Origin of the sequence: Corynebacterium pseudokroppenstedtii, from assembly GCF_019754945.1 — a bacterium.
Taxonomy (GTDB): Bacteria; Actinomycetota; Actinomycetes; order Mycobacteriales; family Mycobacteriaceae; genus Corynebacterium; species Corynebacterium pseudokroppenstedtii.
Map to the genome: position 1 here is coordinate 169,829 of NZ_JAEUWU010000005.1, position 16,444 is coordinate 186,272.

Consider the following 16,444-nt stretch of genomic DNA (forward strand, 5'->3'; position numbering starts at 1 on the left):
ACGGCCGGTTGCAGAAACGCGTGCGGTAAGAAGTACTGTAAATTCCATGGCTAGTGAGAATGAACAACAAAGCGCACAAGAACATAAGGCTCGCGTTGTCTCGGGGTTGCAACCAACGTCAGATTCGTATCACTTAGGTAATTATCTGGGTGCAGTCCGGCAATTCATTAAATTGCAGGACAACTATGACGCTTTTTACTTTATTCCCGATCTTCACGCGATCACCGTGGATCAGGATCCGCAGCAATTGCGCAAGCGTACGTTATCCGGTGTCGCGCAGTTGCTGGCCTTGGGTATTGACCCAGAACGGTCGACGCTGTTCGTACAGTCTCACGTTCCCGAGCACGCTCAACTCGGGTGGATCATGACATGCCTGACGGGTTTCGGCGAGGCCAGCCGTATGACCCAGTTCAAAGACAAGTCGTCGAAGCAGGGCACTGAGCGGACGAGCGCTGGTTTGTTCGCCTACCCCATGTTGATGGCTGCCGACATTTTGCTGTACAAACCGGAGCTGGTTCCCGTGGGGGAGGATCAGCGCCAGCACATGGAACTCACCCGAAACTTAGCGCAGCGGTTCAATTCCCGTTTTGGTGAAACATTTGTTGTTCCCGACGGTTTTATTCCGGAGGGTGCGGCGAAGATTTACGATCTTCAGGAACCGACGTCGAAAATGTCGAAGTCTGGGTCGAATCCCAAAGGGATTGTTAATTTGCTCGACGATCCAAAAGTGTCAGCAAAGCGAATCCGTTCGGCTGTCACCGATAATGATGCCGAGATCCGTTACGACCGCGAAAACAAGCCGGGTGTCTCGAACCTCCTTGTTATCCAGGGTGCGCTGACGGATAAGGACCCCAAGGAACTCGCGGCAAAATACCAAGAGTCGGGTGTGGGCTATGGCGAATTGAAGAAGGACACGGCGGAAGCCCTCGAAGCCTTCACCACTCCGCTGAAAGCCCGCTACGAAGAATTCATGTCTGATCGGGCGCAATTGGAGAAAATTCTTGCCGACGGCGCAGAGCGTGCCCGCTATGAAGCACACAAAACTTTGCGTAAAGTGCATAAGAAAATTGGGTTTTTGCCAGAAAGCAAATAACCCTAAAAGACAATACGAGAGAACAATACGAAGCGGAGTCAGCCGCATTTTTGGCTGAATCACAAGCTGAAACCATAAAGGAAGGGCTATTGTGGCTCCAGCGAAAAACGTGGCAGACAAAAATACCGGGCGCGCGGACGAATACACCGGCATGGAACGTTCGCACGACGACGAACTGAGCAAAATGGAAAAGGCTCGGCTGCGGTTCCCGTGGTTTGACCACCTCATGCGCATGCAAGACCGCTATAGCGAACAAGGTGGCAACCACTTTGCGGCAGGGATCACGTATTTCTCCGTTCTCTCCCTTATCCCCATTATGTTGATCGTCTTCGCCGGCTTCGGTTTCGTTCTGGCGGGGAACGACGCTGCCATGGACAAAGTTGAGCAGCAGATCCTGGATCTGGGTACGAGTGGTCTTAAAGACACGCTGCAAACACTGGTGGATACAGCCGTTGAACGGCGCAGCTCCATCGGTGTTATCGGTCTGTTGACCGCACTCTGGACTGGCCTCGGCTGGATGGGCAACCTTCGTCTCGGCGTCTCTGAGATGTGGAAGGTGAAGATCACCCCGGACAATTTCGTGAAGGGGAAGCTATCAGATCTTATCGGCCTGATCGGGCTGTTGGTCGCCTTTGTGGCGGCCTTTGTGGTGACCGCTATTGGGTCGTCGAGTCTGACCAAGAAATTCCTGGAATATATTGAGCTGGATTCAGTACCGGGAATTCATTTTGTGACGTGGTTGGTTGCATTCACTGTTGGTTTGCTCGCCAACTATATTGTGTTTGTTTGGCTGCTGAAGTTCCTGCCGCGGGAAAAAGTGCCGTGGAAATCGGTGCTTCAGGCGGCCGTTATCGGCGCAGTGGCGTTTGAGTTGATCAAGCAGTTCGGTGCAGTATTCATTTCTGCCACGATGAACAATCCCGCGGCCGCTGCATTCGGGCCAGTAATCGCCATCATGGTCCTCTTCTACCTGATCTGGCGCGTTGTGCTCTATTGCTCGGCCTGGGCCGCCACGACTCAAGAATCTCGAAAAGTTGTCGACGTTCACACCCCGCCGCCTGCGGTTATTTCTATCCGTGGGGCAGAGGTTGATGAAGAATCATCGACGACGAAGAAAGCCGGTTTGGTGGGCGTTGGTGCCCTGGTTGGTGCTCTGACCGTCGGTTCGGCGATGCGCAAAGCGCGTGGTAACAAGAAGAACGACGCGTAGGGGAGCGGGTAGGCCGGCTGCCTGAGTTCCCGTTCGCCCGCTACGTTGACTAGGTCGGTGACGTCGATCGTCGGGTGCGAGTTTTTAAACCCATATACTTCTGCGGGGCGCGATGATTACGGCCATCGCGCCCCGCAGAACTTATATCGGGCGATACGGCTGAAGTAGTTAGCCGCTGGCCCTACTGCATAGTGTTTTTACTGTGCTGGTGCCGGGCCCTGGTGAGCGACGCTCGGAGCTCCGAGCTGCGTACCCGTGTTGATGAGCACTTGGTCGAACTGATTGACCGTGGAGACGACGGCCTGGCGTGTCAGCTGAGCAGTTTCCTGGGCCGCTTGAGCCGCATTCTGGACTGTTCCAACTGCCGTTGCGAATTGGTTACCGGCAACCTGGGCCGCGTCAGAGACGTGGTGGATGACTTCGTTTGCCTGAGCCGCCCGAGCATCGATGGATACCTGGTTCTGTGCAGCACGGTTGTCGACGGACGCGTGCGCACGGTCAGCTACACCATCGATTGTTTGGTTAGCCACAGACACGGCGTTGTCGACGGCGGCACCTGCAGCATTGTGGACAGCAAGTTGCGCACCAGCGAAGTTGTTGGAAGCAGTTGCTGTGCCCTGCGTGACAGTGTCAGCGATGCGTGCACCGACAGGATTGTGGTGTGCCTCTGACTGCTCGCGCACCGAGTTGGCCGCGGTCGCAATACGCGTAGCGGTATCGGCGTTGGCTTGCGCCACCGTGTTGTAGGTGCTGGTCAGAGAGTCGTAGACCGGTGTGACAACGGTGCCGACGGACTCTTTAGCCTGACCGTGGATCGCATCGATGCGATCATTTTGCTGCGCAGCTTGAGCAGCGGCGGCTGCAGATTCCCTATCAGCTTCGGCCTTGACTAGCCGGTGAGCATCGTGGTGAGCGTTGTCAATGGCCGTCGCGAGTGCGGCGTCAACAGGGTGCTCAGGCATCGACGTGGGGTGTGCCATGGCCACATTAGCGCCACCGAGAACCAAGGCTGCGGACGCCATAATGGCCGCCGACGAAGCCGCTACACGACGCGTCCGAGCAGTCATGCCGGAATGAATAGGAGCGGGGGATTCACAAGGGGACAATGTTTTCGTATCCATATTTCACAACATAATCACTGCAACGTTTCGACGTAAACAGAATGCTCAACTATGTACTAATTGTGATGAAAAAAGAATAAAAATAACGATTTGTTCACGATTTGTGAATCCCGGACATGAAGGTAATTATCACTTCCGACGCCGACCGCGACGCATACTCCAGACCGCAACGGTAATAACGAGCACGGCAATTCCAGCCGTAATACCAAACGCCTTCGGGTGCCGACGCAGCTCGTTTCCACCATGTGACGCAGAGTGGTTCTCCTCCGCACTATCGCCACTAAAGCTTTCATTCTTCCCCGCCTTCTTGGCAGCAGGGGAGCCGACCAGATACCCCACGGAATCGTGAACGGGCCACGCAGCGTCAAGAAGCCTCGTGGCTTGATCCCAGCCTTTTCCGGCAGCATTGGTGGCGTTCAGCTCGATGACCGCTAGTTTTCGCCCGTTACGCTCTGCGCCACCGGAATACGTGTGGCGGGCGTCGTCGGTAAACCCGGTTTTCCCACCAAAAGCGCCCTCATAGTTGAAGAGCATCTCATTGTCGTTAGAGATTTGGAAACCTGGATTATCTTGATAGCCGGGAAAATCAATGAGTTTCGTATTGACTATTTCGTTAAACGTCTTGTTGTGAAACGCCTCGCGGTACAGCAGCGCCAAATCGTAGGCGGATGTTTGTAACCCCGGCGCGTCGAGCCCCGAATACGACGTCACCCGCGTGTCCTGCGTACCCAACCCCTCGGCCCGTTTTTGCAAGTCAGCCAGGACTTTTTTCTCTCCACCCAGGGTGCGCATGAGCAGATGAGCACAGTCATTACCGGACCGCATGAGCAGCCCCTGCAGCGCCTGCCTCACCGTATATTTCCCATCCGGACCAATTCCAGCACGAGAGCCCTCCATATTGGCATCCTCTTGCGTCGCTGTGAGCACCTTGTCCAGCGGTAAACGATCAATGGCTTCGCGGGCTAACAACACTTTAAAAATGGAGGCCGGCCGGTACCGCCCATGTGGGTCCTTCGCGGCAATAACATCGCCCGAGTCGACGTCGTAAATAAGCCACGATCCGACAGTGAGTCGCTCCGGAACCTTAAACCCCTCCGGAACAATGACGCCGCAGGACTGCAGTTTTTTGCCGCCCTCGGGGTCCGTGTTGACCGGGATGGGAGTGGGACTGGTGTTGCCTGGTTGGACCGTCTCGGATTCATCGACGGCCGGGGGAGTGTGCTCCCGGAAGGGGCAAGACTCGGTGTGGAGAGTGGGATCGTCGGGTAGTGGCTGGTCAGGCGGCACCTCAACGGGGATCCAGTTGGGATCAATCGGGCGAGTCGGGGTTGTCTCATCCTGAGCTAACACCGACACCGAGGGAGCCGACGCAGCAGCCGGGGTTGCCGCAGCCGGCGGCGTGGCTAATGCCATGCTTGGGATAAACGACGTAAAGCCCAGCGCGATGCCCACGGTGCTGGCCACGATGGTTCGCCGTAGAGCCGTCGGCGAGTGTGGGCGCCGCTGATACGCGGACCGCTGAAGGTGGGGAGCAAAGCGCTGGGAAGCCATAGTCCAGCATCTTAGGAAAAATTAGGCCCTGAACACATATGACACTTCGGGGTGCCATCAGGTTGCGGCAATGTTGCGGCCTCGACGGCATGTCCTACCCATCGGCTAGCCTGAACCCTATGGCAATGAACGCGCAGAAATCACCGTATTCCGCCAGCATGGGGCCGCGCCCATCGATTAGTCCGGATCACAAAAGTCTCGACCGTGACACGGTCGCCCAGCTGCCCAAGGTGGAGCTTCATGATCACATTGATGGTGGTCTCAGGCCTTCCACGCTGCTCGAGCTTGCTGAGCAGTCCGGCTACTCCGGTTTGCCGGACAGCATCATGTCTCAGCCCCAGGACGCGCGTGCGGACGCATTAGAGGAATGGTTCCGCACGTCCGCCGAATCAGGGGATCTCCCCTCGTACCTGGAATTATTCGCCCACACCACCGCCGTGATGCAAACGGCCGAGGCCATCGAGCGCGTGACCCGTGAAGCCGTCGAAGACCTAGCCCGCGATGGCGTCGTGTATGCGGAACTCCGTTTCGCGCCGGAACAGCACCAGGAGCAGGGGCTCGATCTTCAACATGTTGTCGACGCCGCGATCGCCGGTGTTCGCGCTGGCGAACAGAGTGCCGCGGCGGAGGACAACCCGATCGTTGCGCGGCTCATTCTGTGCGCGATGAGAAATAACAATCGGTCTACGGAGATCGCGCGCCTCGTCGTCGATAATGCGGGGGATGGATCCGGATATGTTGTCGGCTTTGATTTGGCTGGCCCGGAAGAAGGATTCTCGGTCCGTGAGCATGCCGAAGCATTGGAGCTGCTCCGTGAAAACCTCGTTCCGTTCACGATCCACGCGGGCGAAGCTGACGGAGTGGGCTCGATGAAGGACGCATTAGCCCTGGGTGCGTCACGCATCGGACACAGTGCTCGCATTTACGAAGATTTCGGCGCGTCCCTCGACGGGATTGAATTGGGCCCTGTGGCTGCTCGAGTTCGCGACCGCACTGTTGCCTTGGAACTCTGCCCGACGTCTAACCGCCAGACAGGCCTGGTCGACTCGATGGAGGATCACCCGTTGTCCCTTCTGTATGAACTCGGTTTCACCTGCACCGTGAACACGGATAACCGGACCGTCTCCGGCACGACGATGACCGACGAGATGTTGCTGCTTGGAGAGTATTTTGATTTCGGTTACGACGAGCTGCTGCACCTGACCCTGAACGCGATGGATGCCGCATTCCTCCCTCTGCTGGATCGGCAGCGCCTGGCCAGAGATCTGATCATTCCGGCGTATGAGGAACTGGTTGGCGATCCCGATATGAGGGCCACCAGCCGAAACGACGGCTCCGGCCACCACGACGATGGTGCCGACGAGAATGGCGCTGAGGGGCACTCGCATGATCACGCTCACGGAGCCCACGGGCATAACCACTCGGGCGCGGGCACATTGAATATCGATCTGGGTGATTTAGGCCTTGATGACATTGACGGGCTCGCCGGTCTGGACGGATTAGATTTAGGCGATCGCGGTTCAGATAAGCGTGAATAGCTGGGCCGAAGCGAGCTACAGGGTGCGGGGGCAAAAGGGGGTAAAAAGTGACGGTAACCGGTCACAGCTATCCCTGTTCAGATTATATGAATCGTTCAACACCAGCAGAAACAGATTTGACCACCCCCACTGAGGAGGGTGAAATAGCGAGATTGATCAGACATGTCCGTTATTCGCAGCCGCGGGTAACGGGATCTAGCCACTGACACTCTTAAGGATCGGGATACCTGTGCACCACCGTGTCTCTTACACCGTTCGACGGTGTGCCGTCGCCCTCGTGGTTGGTGCCGTAGCTCTTGCGGGCGCGGCATGCTCATCCACCGGCGGAGCGCCCCGGAGTTCCGGAAGCTCCGGCGGGGGAGGAACCGTCGACACTCCCCGTATGACGGTGGCGATGGTCACCCACGGTGCGCCCGGGGATACCTTCTGGGACCTCGTGCGTAAAGGTGCCGAGGACGCCGCGAAAAAAGACAACGTTGACTTCAGATATTCCTCTGATCCTCAAGCGCCGAACCAGGCCAACCTGGTCCAGAACGCGATCGACTCCAAGGTGGATGGGATCGCTGTCACCATGCCGAACCCGGAGGCCATTGGGCCCGTCGCCAAGAAGGCCGACGATGCGAAGATTCCAGCAGTCGGGTTGAACGCCGGGATGGACGTCTGGCAGAAGTACGGGCTGAAAGGGTTCTTCGGCCAGGATGAGAAAGTCGCTGGGGAAGCAGTGGGCGACAAGCTCAAAGAACAAGGCGCCCAGCACACCTTGTGCGTCATTCACGAGCAGGGCAATTCCAGCCAGGAAGCCCGCTGCGGTGGCATTAAAAACAAGGTGAATACGGAAATCCTCTACGTCAACGGGCAAGATCTGCCTTCGGCACAGGCCACCATCGAATCGAAACTCGCGCAGGATCACAGCATTGACTGGGTGATGGGGCTGGTTGCGCCGGTCGCTCTCCGCGCGGTGGACGCGGCTCGCGACGCCGGTTCGCAGGCCAAAATCGCTACCTTCGACACCAATGCGGAACTAGTCAACGCCATTAAATCGGGCAACGTTCAATTCGCCGTGGATCAGCAACCGTATTTGCAGGGGTACCTGGCCGTGGACTCGTTGTGGCTGCACAAACGCAATGGGACATCGATCGGAGGCGGCCGTCCCGTGTACTCGGGGCCGTCCTTCGTCGATTCCTCCAACGTGGATTCCATTGCAGATGCTGCTAAGGAGGGTCTGCGATGACGACAGCGTCCGAATCTGTGCCGGCCACTGAATCGTCCGCATCGACGTCTGAATCTGTGCCGACGCGGCGACCTTTGTGGCAACGAACTCTCATGAGGCCGGAAGCAGCCTCCATCTTGGGTGCCGTCATTGTCTTCGCCCTATTCATGGCGGTGGCCCCGTCATTCCGCTCCTTCGCCGCATTCTCGACGGTGCTCTATGCGTCGTCGACCATCGGCATCATGTCCCTGGCCGTCGGCTTACTCATGATCGGCGGCGAGTTCGACCTATCCTCCGGCGTGGCCGTCACCACGGGCGCGCTGGCCGCCACGATGATGAACTACAACTGGCACCTCAACTCATGGACCGGCGTCGCGCTGTCACTGCTCCTCGCCGTTGCGATAGGCACGTTCAACGGTGTCTTGGTGATGAAAACAGGGCTGGATAGCTTCCTCATCACCCTGGCTAGCTTCCTCATGCTTCAGGGCCTCAACTTGGCGATCACCAAGTGGGTCACCAACGCGGTGTCGACGCCGTCCATTTCGGACATGCAGGGCTTCGGCAGCGCCAAAGACGTGTTTGCGTCGTCCATCACTATCGGCTCCGTGTCCGTGAAGATCACGGTGCTGTGGTGGCTCGTCTTTGTTGCCATCGCGACCTACGTCCTATATTCCACTCGCTTCGGCAACTGGATTTTTGCCGTCGGTGGGGACCACGCCTCGGCCCGCGCACAAGGCATCCCTGTCACCCGGGTCAAAGTGCTCCTCTTCATCGGGGTGTCGGTCGCCGCGTGGTTCGTCGGTATGCACACACTCTTCGCCTTCGACTCCGTCCAGGCGGGGCAGGGCGTCGGCAATGAGTTTTTGTACATTATCGGCGCCGTCATCGGCGGGGTGTCGATGAAGGGCGGAAAGGGAACCGCGATCGGCACGGCTATCGGCGCGTTCATTTTCGGCATGATCAACCAGGGCATTGTGTACGCGGGCTGGAACCCCGACTGGTTTAAGTTCTTCCTCGGGGCCATGTTGCTGCTGGCGGTGCTGTCGAACCGGGCCATGGAGAAAAGGAACAGCACACGATGACTGATACCGCGATGATATCATCAGCCACCACGAGAGCAGAGGCAGAGTCACAGACCCCGATTCTCGCCCTTGACGACGTCACCAAGGCCTACGGGACGCATGTCGCGCTCTCTCATATGACGCTGTCGGTCTATGCCGGCGAGGTGACCTGCGTGCTAGGCGACAACGGCGCAGGCAAGTCGACGCTGATTAAGACGCTATCGGGTTTGCACAAACCCACTGAGGGGCGTGTTCTTATCGACGGCGAGACCGTTGCTCTGAAGTCCCCGAAGGACGCGATCGCTCGTGGCATTTCCACTGTTTTCCAGGATTTGGCGGTGGTGCCGGATATGCCGGTGTGGCGCAATTTCTATCTCGGGCACGAGGTGGTTCGTGGGCCAAACTGGCTGGGCATGGTTGCTCCCTTGGACGCGGAGCACATGAAGAAAACCACCGACAGCGCGCTGACGTCGATGGGCATTGATCTACCCGACGTGACGGTCCCGATCTCGACGTTGTCCGGTGGACAGCGCCAGGTTGTGGCGATCGCCCGAGCGGTCCACTTTGGTGCGCGCGCAATCATTCTGGACGAGCCGACGGCCGCGCTGGGCGTGAAGCAATCGGGCATGGTGCTGCGTTTTGTTCAGCAGGCGAAGGAACGAGGGCTGGGCGTTATCTTGATCACCCACAACCCTCATCACGCCTATTTGGTTGGGGACCACTTTGTGCTGTTGGGGCACGGCCGGATGCAGTTGGATGCGGGCCGCCAGGACATCACGTTGGAGCAGCTCACCGCGCAAATGGCTGGCGGTGAGGAGCTCGAATCCCTATCCCACGAGCTAGGGCAGGTCCGCGCCTAGCCCGCGCGTGGGTTTTAGGCTCGTGCCTAGGACTTGCTGAACCGCTCGCTCAGCGTTTCTTCCAGGCGACGCCATCCGTCGGCCTCGGTGTCATACGGTGCCGAGGGGAGGTAATTCGACGACGTCCCCAGCATGTACGAGATGTATTCCTGCAGCTCGGGCACGGCGAGGAGCACGGAGTTCACGGCGTCGTCCTCTGCCCAGTCGGAAGCGTCGGCAATGACCTCATAGGCCTGGCCGAGCTGATCAGTGTCGACGGCGTTCGGCCCCTTGGCGATGGACTCCGCCAAGTTGGTGAAGACGTAGTTGTTCGTGGGGTGCGTTTCTACCTTGAGCTCACCGACGTTGGCTTTGTCGACGAGTTCTCCCCAGGTGGAAACCGTCGCCAGGTCGTGGTCTTTATGGTCAACGATCCAGCGGCTGAGAGCGCGCCCGGACGTGAACGTGTAAATCTGGCCGAATTTGCCGAGGAACACGGGGCGGTCGTTGATGTAGCACCGCAGGGTGTAGAGAGTACGTCCATTCATCACGATCGTGATCGGATCAATGCCGACGGACGCCCAAATGGTGGAGTCATAGGGGTCGGTGGCCGGCGTCGAGCTGGCCTCCTCGTTCTCTGCCTGGGTTGCGCGCTCTGCAGCGACCTCTTTTTCGTGGTCCTCACGTGCGGCAATAGCATCGTCGATGCTGCGTTGGGCATTGTTGATGGAATCGGTGGGGTTGTTCCCGGGAATGGCGGGAGTGACGAAGACGGGAGCAGTGCGCGTTCCAGTTGCGCCCGCGTTGCTTACCGTGTCGCCGGTCGGTGCGCCGACGGGGACGCTTGTGCTGGTAGACGATAGGTTCGCGGCATCGCCGGATGCGCCGGCGTTGTCGTCGAAGCCGCCGTCGTTCACGGCTTCGTTGTCGAGCGCGTCGAGGACAGGGCCCCAGTTGGAGAGAATCGTTTGGCCGATGGCAGACCATTCGCCATTGCCGTCGTCGCCAGTAAAGTGCTCAGCTCCGCGGCTGAGGTTGGAGAGCAGCGAGTAGCTGTTGAAGAACCCGTTGATGCGGTCGATTCCGCACACCCGGCCGAGGGAGCGCGCCATAGCTAGGTTTCGCTCGACTTTGTCGACGGAGGCATAGCTGGGTTTTTCTGCCAGCATGGCGGGAACGGCGACCAGGTCGTAGACGTGGCGGGGCGTGGGGACAGCCTGCGATTCCGCGTCCTTATGCAGGAATGCTCGCCACTTGGGGTGCTCGGCGAGATCGATGGGTGCGCCGGAATTGATATACGCCAAGAGTTCGGCGGGCGAGGTGAAGAAGTAGAGGCTATCGTCTGATCCGAGAAACGCCTGCCATTCTTCACCGTTCTCTTTCCAGGACGGTGCCCATAGGGTGTAGTACGTTCCGCTGGTCAGTTCCAGTTGGACTGGGATTATGCTCTCGGTGGCCATGACCCCTCATCGTAGCGTGCTTTATGGTTAGTGCTAACAGGTTGGGTGCGTTAGTGCCGGCAGTTACCCCGTGGGCCGGTAGAAGCCGAGGAAGTTCATCCCCATGTTGGTGGTCCGCAGCGGCGAGGTTTGGACAGGATCACCTGCTTCTATCATCATGCCGTCGCCGACGTACATCGCGACGTGCCCATCCCACACCACAAGATCACCGGGAAGAAGCTGGTCTTGTGTGACCTTCGTGCCGACGGTTTGCGCCTCAGCAAGCCGAGGAATGTCCACTCCTGCCTGGGCATAAGCCCAGTGCGTGAGCCCTGAGCAGTCAAGACCGACGCCGGGGGTGTTTCCTCCCCACTGGTACGGGGTTCCGATGGCACTGCGTGCGGCTTCCACCGCTTGCAGTGCTTGGGGTGAGGCCCCGCTGGCAGACGCATGAGACGCCGGCGGTGGTGCAGTAGGTGGTGCCGAAACGGCAGGTGGTTGGGTGGCCGGTGCAGACGCCGACGCTCCCGATGATCCTGACATCCCCGGTGATCCGGCCGCCACATCATTCGCAGCGTTAAGCGCGGGTGGGGCTCCAGCGGGGGTCGTTACCGCTGCCGATGGCGGATCGGACGGTATGTCCACCTCACACTGCGGGAAGCCAGGCGACGGCTCCTCCAACAACCGCTGAAGTACTGCAACATCGCCTTCGAGTTCCGTGTTAATGCGGTCCGCTGCGGTGTCGGCCTCGTGCCGCGCGTCGGCAGAGGCTTTTTTCAACGCCGGCATGATCCCGGTCCCGGGCTTCAGAGGGATCGGGCCCAAGAGGATAGGGATGCTCATACTTCTAGTGAGCAGTGACGTCGCGGTCGTGAGATATCGGTTAGCAATACCGGAGATGTCGAGAGCGCCTTTGATGATGGTGCTGGCTATGCGGATGCTCGCGTGCGACGCGGCCTCGGCAGAGCGTCGGAGCGATTCCGAGCCCTTGCCAGCACGATCCAGTCCGTCGTGCCACGCGTTTCCCGCCTCACCAACCAGCGCACTATCGACGGTCGACATGCTCTCTTTCCACGGCCCGGATAGCATCGCACCGAGTTCGCGTTGCGTGGCGTCGAAAAGCGGGTAATGGTGAGTGAAATCTGGCAGTGGCGTCTCCGGGGTGATCGGGAGCAGCGACGTGATGTAGTGAACGGTATCTTCAATGAGCGTTGCGGCCTCGGACGATACGGGCGATCCAATAAACGAAGGCATGAGTTATCGTTGCCTTCCCCCGGGGTTACCAGGAATTGTGCTGGTCAGCGTGTTCATACGCACGGCAGCCACGGTGTCAGAATGATCGACGGCATCGGCCAGCGTCCGCGTGCCCTGTGAGATCGATAACAACGATTCGTTGAACCGTCCGAGTTCGTGTCTGAGGCGGTCATGGTTCTGTCCCAGCGACTCGATAGCGCGCTGAAGAGCGGGTATGTGAGGGGAACACTTGGCAAAGCCCGGGGGATTGGCCTCATAACCATCGCGTAGTCGGCTGACAGTATCTGCACACCCGGCCAGTTGATCGGCAGCGGTGCGTAAAGCGTCAGGTTGGGCGGTAATCGAGCCGGTCTCCATCATTGCGGTGTCCTCCTGTGTATCGGTCGAGCCAGAGGCGTTCGAGGTGCGCCAGGCGTGCCCGCCGGGCTATGTGACATTTCTCGTGCGGTGGGGTTAGACGCGCGAGTTTCGTTATGGTTCCCCACAGGTAAGCTGGTTTTTATGGAGATTAGGGTCGTTGATCATCCGTTGGTGTCGTCGAGGCTGACCATCATGCGCGATAAGCGCAGCACAAATGAAGTCTTCCGCGCGGCGTTGTCAGATTTAGGCATGATGCTGGTGTACGAGGCCAGCCGAGATCTCGCAGTGGATACCTTCCCCGTATCCACCCCGGTAGACCAGGCTGATGGATTCCGCCTGACAGAGCCCCCAATTATCGTTCCGATTATCCGCGCCGGGCTTGGCATGGTGGACCCAGCATTGTCCATGATTCCCGACGCTCAAGTGGGGTTCATCGGCTTGGCTCGTGATGAGACGACGCACAAGCCTGTGCCTTATTTAGAGGCGCTACCGGATGACCTTTCTGGCCGCCCCGTTTTCCTCGTCGACCCCATGTTGGCGACGGGGGGCTCGCTGCTCCACGCGATCCGCCTGTTGGCCAGTCGGGGTGCGGACGACATCACCTGCATCTGCATGGTGGCCGCCGAACCGGGGGTGCAGGCGCTGAAGGACGCCGACCTTCCTGTCACACGGTTGGTCACGGCGACGATCGATCCGTCATTGAATGAGGATGCCTACATTGTCCCTGGTCTAGGAGACGCGGGCGATCGTCTGTATGGTCCTCGCAATATCGATCTGTAGCTACAGGCGCGATGTGTAGACACTCAGCCCCGACGGTCTACCCCTCTTTGTGGCGTCGGTGGTGTCTGCTTTTAGCCCGAACCAGGGTTATGTGTGGGGTTTAGTTTATTCTGAAAGAGACGAGCTGCGCCTTGACGACGGCCGTAGTGAGCCTTGCACATGTGACCGTGTGCCGGGTTCGGTCCTTGTCTCTGGGCGTTGAGTATGCCCCTGAAACATCACCACATCGAGGAGCGAACTGGTGGCTAAACGGATCGTGATTATCGGCGGAGGCCCGGCGGGGTATGAAGCCGCATTAGCAGGTGCGAAATATGGTGCGGAGGTCACGGTCGTTGAAGATCAGGGCATGGGGGGATCGTGTGTTCTGCACGACTGTGTACCGTCGAAGAGTTTTATTGCTGCCACGGGTATTCGTACGGACATGCGCCGGGCGGATGCGATGGGTTTTCACGCAGGTTACGACGGCAAACGGCTGCCGTACGCGGAAGTGAATAAGCGCGTCAAGCACCTGGCTCAGACGCAGTCGGACGATGTGCAGCGGCAAATGATCGCCTCGGAAATTCGCCTGATTCCGGGGACCGCCAGGTTGAACGATTATGAGCCGGGCCGCACCATTCACCGCGTTTTGGTGGAACAAGCCGATGGTTCAGAAGAAACAATTGAATGTGACCTTGTTCTCTTGGCGACGGGGGCCACGCCTCGTATCCTCCCCGGCGCGAAGCCCGATGGGAACCGCATCCTGACGTGGCGTCAGATTTATGACCTGGAGGAAGTGCCGGAGCACCTCATTGTTGTCGGGTCCGGTGTGACGGGCGCGGAGTTCGTGTCGGCGTTCACCGAGTTGGGGGTAGAGGTCACGATGGTGGCCTCGGGGGACCAGATTCTTCCGCATGAGGATTCCGACGCTGCACGCGTGCTGGAAAATGTGCTGGATGAGCGGGGAGTTCACCTGGTCAAGCGTGGCCGGTGTAAGGCTGTCGAGTACACCGATAACGGGATCAAGGTCATCCTTAACGACGGGCGTGAGGTGGAGGGTTCTCACGCGTTGATGACCGTGGGTTCTGTGCCGAATACGCGCGGTCTGGGGCTCGACAAGGTGGGGGTTGACCTCACACGTTCGGGCCACATCAAGGTTGACCGCGTATCCAGGACGTCGGTTCCTGGCATTTATGCGGCGGGGGACTGCACCGACTTGTTTCCGCTGGCGTCCGTTGCCGCGATGCAGGGACGTATTGCTATGTATCACGCTTTGGGTGAAGGCGTCACGCCGATCCGGTTGCGGACGGTGGCGTCGGCCGTGTTTACCCGCCCGGAGCTGGCAACGGTGGGTGTATCCCAGAAGCAAATTGAATCGGGTGAAGTGTCCGCGCGAATTGAGACCTATTCGCTGAAGGGGAATCCGCGTGCCAAGATGCGGTCCCTTAACCACGGTTTTGTCAAGGTTTTCTGCCGCAAGAATTCCGGCATCGTCATTGGTGGTGTGGTGGTTGCCCCGTCAGCGTCCGAATTGATTTTGCCGATCGCTATTGCGGTGACGAACCGGTTGACCGTCGAGGACCTGAGCCGGACGTTCTCTGTGTACCCGTCGCTCTCTGGTTCGGTGACAGAGGCTGCCCGACACCTGGTTGCTCACGACGACTTGGATTAACGACGGTGCCTGCGGGCTCCAACGTTAGGCGAGCCCACGCCACATAAAGCCCTGTTAAATGAGGGTGACGGTGAGCCCGAGATAACCTTCGGCCCATCGCTTGATTGTTCCCTCGGCTTCCTCAACAGCATCGCCGACGGTTTTCTTCTCTGCGTCCGGTTCATTAGGAACGACGCGAGTCGGGTCGCCTGCGGGACGAATAGAGAGAGTCGCGTGCGTGGCCTTGGGGACACTGTGTGCATCATCGCTCTGACCATAATCGCTTGAGGCTTCGCTGTCCTCGGACGGATCCACGATGACGCCGTCGTCGGAAAAGAGGATGGCCTCTGCGAGCATTTCAACCTGAGTTTGTTCGCACACTGCCCAGGATAGAGCCGTCCCGGTCAGCCATTGATTGCGGCGAAGTTCGATGAAACTTTCATCAATCGTGCTGCCCGAACCGGCACTGTGCGCGGACTTATCGCTGGAATGATCCGCCCAGTCGGCGGCTAGCGTCAGCGCGGGGACGTCGTTAATGCGGTCATCGGCGGACAAAGGACGCAGATAAAAGCGGCCGCCGTTCAATTGCATGGGTTCCATGAGAATCAATTTTAGGAGGCCGAGGGAAGGCCAGCGTAGCGTCGTCGAGTGACATTGAGCGCACGCTACAACCCAGCGACCCCTACCGACGCCGGCGGGCAGAGATTCCTTTCGCGGAATTCACCACGGTGTGCGCAAAATCCACGGCGGAACCCACGGCTTCTTGTTGAATATCCCGACGCCGTTGCTTCTGCTCCAGCTGCAGCTTCCGCCGCTCCAACTCCAGCTCTTCCTTCTGCGGCCTCAGCTGATTGCGCTGCAGACGCTTCGCTTGGCGGATCCGCGACGCGGTGTGCCACGATTCCGGCCCCACCTTCATGATGTAGAGCAGGATGAAAATCAGGGGGATCAAGAACAAAATCGGTGCGAGCGCGGCATTAATCGCGACGGGCATAGCCAGAAGAGTTGATGACCCCAGCAGCAACCCTAACCGTATATTGCGCCCATACGACGCAGGAGGAAGAACAGTGCCATCGGCCATCGTCACCAGCGATTGAGAGCTCTTCGTAATGGTTGCAGAGGGAAGGCCCGGTAAGTCCGTGAACAGTGCGTTGAGGTCATTATTATTCTGCGCAGCAGAGGCCACCGACACCCTCTGGTCATATTCGTCAATCGTCAAACGGCCTTGTGAGAAGTGGATGCCCAATAACTCGATGGCGTGCTGGCGATCCTCATCGCTTACTCGGTAGGCGCCTGAAGGGAAAGGCCCCGTGTTGGTAGGCATCCGAAGCGCTCCTTGGTGTCATCGGCGTCGCTGGTCG

General features: G+C 58.8%; 15 protein-coding genes. 8 read left to right on the forward strand and 7 right to left on the reverse strand.

Going from position 1 to position 16,444, the window contains the following annotated elements:
• The first annotated feature begins 46 nt into the window (after nt 1–46).
• Together trpS and JMN36_RS09645 are read left to right on the forward strand one after the other, a co-directional pair.
• Nucleotides 47–1,093, forward strand: a complete 1,047-nt coding sequence (gene trpS / locus JMN36_RS09640) for a tryptophan--tRNA ligase (protein ID WP_204087414.1) — start codon at nt 47–49, stop codon at nt 1,091–1,093.
• A 91-nt stretch (nt 1,094–1,184) separates the two neighbouring features.
• Nucleotides 1,185–2,303, forward strand: a complete 1,119-nt coding sequence (locus JMN36_RS09645; RefSeq protein WP_236881866.1) for a YhjD/YihY/BrkB family envelope integrity protein — start codon at nt 1,185–1,187, stop codon at nt 2,301–2,303.
• A 197-nt stretch (nt 2,304–2,500) separates the two neighbouring features.
• Here JMN36_RS09645 and JMN36_RS09650 read toward each other — a convergent pair whose 3' ends face one another.
• Nucleotides 2,501–3,370 carry a hypothetical protein gene (locus tag JMN36_RS09650; RefSeq protein ID WP_204087413.1) on the reverse strand — a complete coding sequence of 290 codons (870 nt, stop codon included), beginning with the start codon at nt 3,368–3,370 and terminating at the stop codon, nt 2,501–2,503.
• 183 nt (nt 3,371–3,553) lie between these two features.
• Nucleotides 3,554–4,975, reverse strand: a complete 1,422-nt coding sequence (locus JMN36_RS09655; RefSeq protein ID WP_221924335.1) for a D-alanyl-D-alanine carboxypeptidase family protein — start codon at nt 4,973–4,975, stop codon at nt 3,554–3,556.
• Nucleotides 4,976–5,094: 119 nt separating this feature from the next.
• On the opposite strand from JMN36_RS09655, the gene JMN36_RS09660 reads away from it, so the two are divergent.
• From JMN36_RS09660 to JMN36_RS09675, 4 genes are all read left to right on the forward strand, one after another.
• The gene (locus JMN36_RS09660) at nt 5,095–6,513 is read left to right on the forward strand and encodes an adenosine deaminase (RefSeq protein ID WP_412728551.1); all 1,419 of its coding nucleotides are present in this window, start codon (nt 5,095–5,097) and stop codon (nt 6,511–6,513) included.
• A gap of 277 nt (nt 6,514–6,790) precedes the next feature.
• Nucleotides 6,791–7,744 (forward strand): substrate-binding domain-containing protein, encoded by a 954-nt coding sequence (locus tag JMN36_RS09665; RefSeq protein WP_236881896.1) that lies wholly within the window; start codon nt 6,791–6,793, stop codon nt 7,742–7,744.
• A 92-nt stretch (nt 7,745–7,836) separates the two neighbouring features.
• Nucleotides 7,837–8,805 (forward strand): ABC transporter permease, encoded by a 969-nt coding sequence (locus tag JMN36_RS09670; RefSeq protein WP_221924380.1) that lies wholly within the window; start codon nt 7,837–7,839, stop codon nt 8,803–8,805.
• Nucleotides 8,802–9,644: an ATP-binding cassette domain-containing protein gene (locus JMN36_RS09675; RefSeq protein WP_236881865.1), complete on the forward strand. Its 843-nt coding sequence runs from the start codon at nt 8,802–8,804 to the stop codon at nt 9,642–9,644. The genes JMN36_RS09670 and JMN36_RS09675 overlap by 4 nt, the downstream gene beginning before the upstream one ends.
• 26 nt (nt 9,645–9,670) lie before the next feature.
• Here the strand turns inward: JMN36_RS09675 and JMN36_RS09680 are convergent, their stop codons facing one another.
• The 3 genes from JMN36_RS09680 to JMN36_RS09690 all read right to left on the reverse strand — a co-directional run bounded on the left by JMN36_RS09680 (nt 9,671) and on the right by JMN36_RS09690 (nt 12,676).
• Nucleotides 9,671–11,083, reverse strand: a complete 1,413-nt coding sequence (locus tag JMN36_RS09680; RefSeq protein ID WP_221924338.1) for a hypothetical protein — start codon at nt 11,081–11,083, stop codon at nt 9,671–9,673.
• A gap of 63 nt (nt 11,084–11,146) precedes the next feature.
• A complete protein-coding gene (locus JMN36_RS09685; RefSeq protein ID WP_236881864.1) occupies nt 11,147–12,316 on the reverse strand; it encodes a C40 family peptidase in 1,170 nt (389 codons plus the stop codon).
• A 3-nt stretch (nt 12,317–12,319) separates the two neighbouring features.
• Entirely contained in the window at nt 12,320–12,676 is a 357-nt protein-coding gene (locus JMN36_RS09690) for a hypothetical protein (protein ID WP_221924339.1), read from the reverse strand.
• Between the two features lie 141 nt (nt 12,677–12,817).
• Between JMN36_RS09690 and upp the strand changes: the two genes are divergently transcribed.
• Both upp and JMN36_RS09700 read left to right on the forward strand, forming a co-directional pair.
• Nucleotides 12,818–13,456 carry a uracil phosphoribosyltransferase gene (upp, locus tag JMN36_RS09695; RefSeq protein ID WP_221924340.1) on the forward strand — a complete coding sequence of 213 codons (639 nt, stop codon included), beginning with the start codon at nt 12,818–12,820 and terminating at the stop codon, nt 13,454–13,456.
• Between the two features lie 241 nt (nt 13,457–13,697).
• Nucleotides 13,698–15,104 (forward strand): NAD(P)H-quinone dehydrogenase, encoded by a 1,407-nt coding sequence (locus tag JMN36_RS09700; protein WP_221924341.1) that lies wholly within the window; start codon nt 13,698–13,700, stop codon nt 15,102–15,104.
• Nucleotides 15,105–15,158: 54 nt separating this feature from the next.
• Here the strand turns inward: JMN36_RS09700 and JMN36_RS09705 are convergent, their stop codons facing one another.
• Nucleotides 15,159–15,683, reverse strand: a complete 525-nt coding sequence (locus tag JMN36_RS09705) for a GNAT family N-acetyltransferase (RefSeq protein WP_221924342.1) — start codon at nt 15,681–15,683, stop codon at nt 15,159–15,161.
• Nucleotides 15,684–15,765: 82 nt separating this feature from the next.
• On the reverse strand, nt 15,766–16,407 hold the full coding sequence (locus JMN36_RS09710; protein ID WP_221924343.1) for a DUF1707 SHOCT-like domain-containing protein: 642 nt from the start codon (nt 16,405–16,407) through the stop codon (nt 15,766–15,768).
• Nucleotides 16,408–16,444: the final 37 nt, after the last annotated feature.